Annotated in this window: 3 protein-coding genes and 1 pseudogene; 3 read left to right on the forward strand and 1 reads right to left on the reverse strand. The window is 40.6% G+C overall.

The window, feature by feature from the left end; all coding sequences use genetic code 11:
- The 3 genes and pseudogenes from DO97_RS20120 to DO97_RS30455 form a co-directional block, all read left to right on the forward strand.
- The coding region (locus DO97_RS20120) for a transposase (protein ID WP_036537053.1) at window positions 1-243 on the forward strand (243 nt) is incomplete at its 5' end.
- Window positions 244-382: 139 nt separating this feature from the next.
- The gene (locus DO97_RS20125; protein ID WP_204368775.1) at window positions 383-748 is read left to right on the forward strand and encodes a hypothetical protein; all 366 of its coding nucleotides are present in this window, start codon (window positions 383-385) and stop codon (window positions 746-748) included.
- 562 nt (window positions 749-1,310) lie between these two features.
- Window positions 1,311-1,915: pseudogene (locus tag DO97_RS30455) on the forward strand (DUF3825 domain-containing protein).
- 3 nt (window positions 1,916-1,918) lie between these two features.
- On the opposite strand, the gene DO97_RS20140 reads toward DO97_RS30455, so the two are convergent.
- On the reverse strand, window positions 1,919-3,622 hold the full coding sequence (locus DO97_RS20140) for a DUF262 domain-containing protein (protein WP_036537064.1): 1,704 nt from the start codon (window positions 3,620-3,622) through the stop codon (window positions 1,919-1,921).
- Window positions 3,623-3,675 lie beyond the last annotated feature (53 nt).

Consider the following 3,675-nt stretch of genomic DNA (forward strand, 5'->3'; position numbering starts at 1 on the left):
TATCGCAATCACCCACTAACAGAACAGCAGCAGGAGTCTAACCGAGAGAAGTCTCAAATTCGTGCCCAAGTAGAGCATGTTTTCGGGAGTTGGGTGATGGAGTTGGGGGGTAAGTTGGTGCGGTGTATCGGTAAGCAACGGGTTGCGGCGTGGATTGGGCTCAAAAATCTGACGTGCAATCTCAAGCGCTATGTCTTTTGGCAGTCACAACTTACTAGTTCAGAGGAATCGTATGCCTGTTGATGGTGAAATGATAGGTTGAAGAGGGCTTCAAGCCTGAATTAGGGTGGTTTTTGACGATGATGGGTGCTCGTGATGCGAAGAATTCCTCGTTATAGGCTGGATGTTGAGTCTCATCGCTGCTATACGCTATTTAATCGAGGTGCCCTTAGATAAACCTCAAGTTCAAAAGCAGATTCTCTTGCTGAGAGATCCATTTGTTTACTCACCATTTGGTGACTCTTACGAATCAATACAAAATCTTCAGAAGACTGGTTTGTTTGAACGAGTTAATCACGAATTACCTGTTTGCGTAACACACAATTCAGAGACATATTTTATTTCTTGGGCAGGCGTTCTTTTACGTAGCCCATATATTCATAATATAGAAAGAAAGCCTTTTTTATACTCCAAGAAAGCATTCAGAGCCTTTAATGATTTTGCTGGCATATATCCATTCCATCTTTCTGAAGGTTTGGCTGTTGTTGAACTGGACAGAAAAATAAAGGAATATATACTTGGATCTTAGAGGATGTTTTAAAAGGGTAGGCTTTAGCCTCAAATACAACTCAGAGGCGCGATCGCAAACCCTGGAACCCTGATTCTCTCGTATTAGCTTCTAGGTAGCTAGGGTGGTGAAACACACCCTGAAAGACTTTTAAAACATCCTCTTACAAGCCTCAACAAGACGAGACATTGCACAGAATGACGAAAGAAGTTGCAGATGAATACTTCAAAATTAAGAATAAGGATTATACAAGTATTAACTAGACTATTGTGTGTGCAAGACAAAGCAAATGGATGTACAGAAGGGACGAGCGAGCTTCTTCGTTGTGCGGTGTAGTTTTCCCGCCTTTGCCCATGCCTAAAACGTTGGTGCAGCGGACGGTACGGAGATCCCTACCATTGTGGCCCATTTTTTCTCGCCGCCGCTGACCATTGCCGTTAGCTCTCACTCTCATATCGGTTTGGTTTCAAATTTTGTACAGAATAAAACAAAGTATGTGGGCTGAAGATTTTTTCGAATTCGCTTTTATCCCAAATCTGGATGCTGGTCTTGAAGATTTAGCTGGAGAAGCTGAACCTGAAAATTGGGCTTACCAAATACGTCTAGCGATCGCTCTCTGCCAGTTCTTTACAACTACATTCGGTACACCTATAGAAAAGTTGCTGAAGAAGGGAAAATTGTTCTGTCCGAGGATGGTCAATATAGTTGTTTTAATACGGGGCTTGTTACTCCAAGTCAAGAAGCTATTTATGCGTCGTTCGAGGTCAATCGTAAAACAAATGTGCAGCCTTGGTTTTTCAAGAATTGGTTTCGTCGGGGACGCTGGGAGCTAAATAGCTTTCCTGAACTTCCTGATCTAGCTCACTATTTTGATGATCCAGCCTCACTTTTTTTGATACTCGAAAAGATTTAAGAGTCAATGTAGAACACATAATTGAAGAAAATAAAGAGCGGTTCCCTGAGCCATATAAATCTATGGAAGACTATGCGCTTCAAATTTTTCTGAAGGGTGCAATAGATAACGCGAAGGAGAGAGTTCGTAGAAACTACAAAACGGCGATTCCTCAGTACTACAGGGGAAAAATTCAGTTGCTTCTACCGTTATGTTTAGGCAATCCCCAGCCTATCTCCACTCTTAAGTTTTGCCAGTTCTGGAAAACCACCTGTAAAGAGGTTGTTGCTACTTGATACTTATACAGGAAAGTCTGATCTCCAAATATGAACAGCTCGCTGTGCCATATGTCTTTGCCGTGTAGCGAGTGTATTTGGATTCCATTCTTCAGCCAAAACATTTTTTGTTAGTGTGTAAACACTCTGCTGATAAACTGTTCGCTTGATTGTATAAAGCTCATTTCCCACCTCACGATTAAGATGAGGTTCCAAAGGGGTTAGATTCCCAATGCGGTATACCATTTCTTCTATTTGGGCATCATTGAAACTTTGCCGCCATTCACTACTCGGTGATTCAGGCAAGATGTGTTCGATAGAAAAACTATCTTCATTGACCTCTATATGTGACACATCTGTCTCAAGCTTGAACAAGATATATCGTACTAGTTTCTTCTTTTGCCCCTTTGTAGAAATTGAGAGTAGGGAAAAATCTTGCAAGAACTTTTCGTCTGAAACATAAATTGAGCGAAGATTATCAAACACCTGTTTGGGATTGGTTATTTCACCATTTATAATCGCAATGGCTACTTTGTTGTAAAGGGTTTCTAATTCATTGGGATTTAGGCTACTAACAACGGTATAGCGAAAGGATAATACACACACAAGTTTTAATAGGCGAGTAAAGTTTTCAGGAGAAAACCTTTCATACGCTGCGAATAGAGTTGGATAGGCTTGCTTTACTCGAAATAACTCAAGTTCGCGAATATATGGTCGGTTTTCTGACGCATCACGCCAGAACTCGTCGTTAGAGTTACTAAGAGCAATAAAAAGACTACCGTAGTTTTCAAGTCGATCGAGTAATTCAAAGGCTTGTTGACCATCCTTCACAGATTCACGAACAACTTTAAATAGTCGTTCACGCCTCACTCTAGTCTGTATAAGACTCAAATAGTAACGGAGGAACTCAGGAAATTTCTCCATTTGAACTGTATTGACAATTCTCCTCCATTGCCTCTGTGCCTCTTGTAAATCATCTGGTCCTTGAAACAAAGAAAACAGGTAATTCTTTAGCAAATCTGTTGAACTCAGATCTATGCCTCTAGCATTCAACGTCTCAAACACTGTATAAGCGTTTAACTCATCTTCAACATTGATCTGAATAAAAAGGAGTCTTTGAGCAACGATGTCCGTTAAAAATTCAGCCAACTTTTCTCCACTCTGAACAATACCTTGAAGCTCCTCTAAATGATTCGAGAAATACTGAAATGCCTGCCAGAGCAATTGATTAGAATTGGAAAGCGATCTAATATTAAGTGGCTTTCTAAGATTTATCAAATTACTTTGATAAAAATCATTGTTGTTTTCGTTCAAGAGAAGCTTGCTTGAGTAACGAAGAGAACGTGGATCTCTATCGCTAAGATAAGTACGCTTGAGAATTTCTTGTCGTTCTTGATTCGCTTCTTTTTGCTCCTCTCGCTCTACTAATTTTTGAATCTTATTAATGACGGCGATAGCAACAATACTTAGAGTAGCTAGCCGTTGTTGTCCATCTATGATCGTAAACTCTTTGTCTGAAGTGCTAGAACTTTGTAAAACAAGTGCGCCCATGTAGTGGCTAGAATCAGGGTTTGTGTGAAGAACTAAAATATCTTGCCACAGATCCTCCCAATTTTCCTCATTCCAAGAGTAATCACGTTGGAAAGGTGGCACTCGGTAAATCTTGCCATTGCCAATCAAATCGCCGAAACTGGTAGTGCGCGTGTCCAATAGATTAATTCGAGCCATGAGTCAGAATGAGTGAACTAGTTCTAATCTCTAAGGTATCAGGAGCCAGTCTA

Source organism: Neosynechococcus sphagnicola sy1, assembly GCF_000775285.1.
GTDB classification, from domain to species: domain Bacteria; phylum Cyanobacteriota; class Cyanobacteriia; order Neosynechococcales; family Neosynechococcaceae; genus Neosynechococcus; species Neosynechococcus sphagnicola.

Bases quoted from the DNA above. Each gene is read 5' to 3' on its own strand.
- DO97_RS20140 (WP_036537064.1), bottom strand. From the start codon at position 3,622: ATGGCTCGAATTAATCTATTGGACACGCGCACTACCAGTTTCGGCGAT.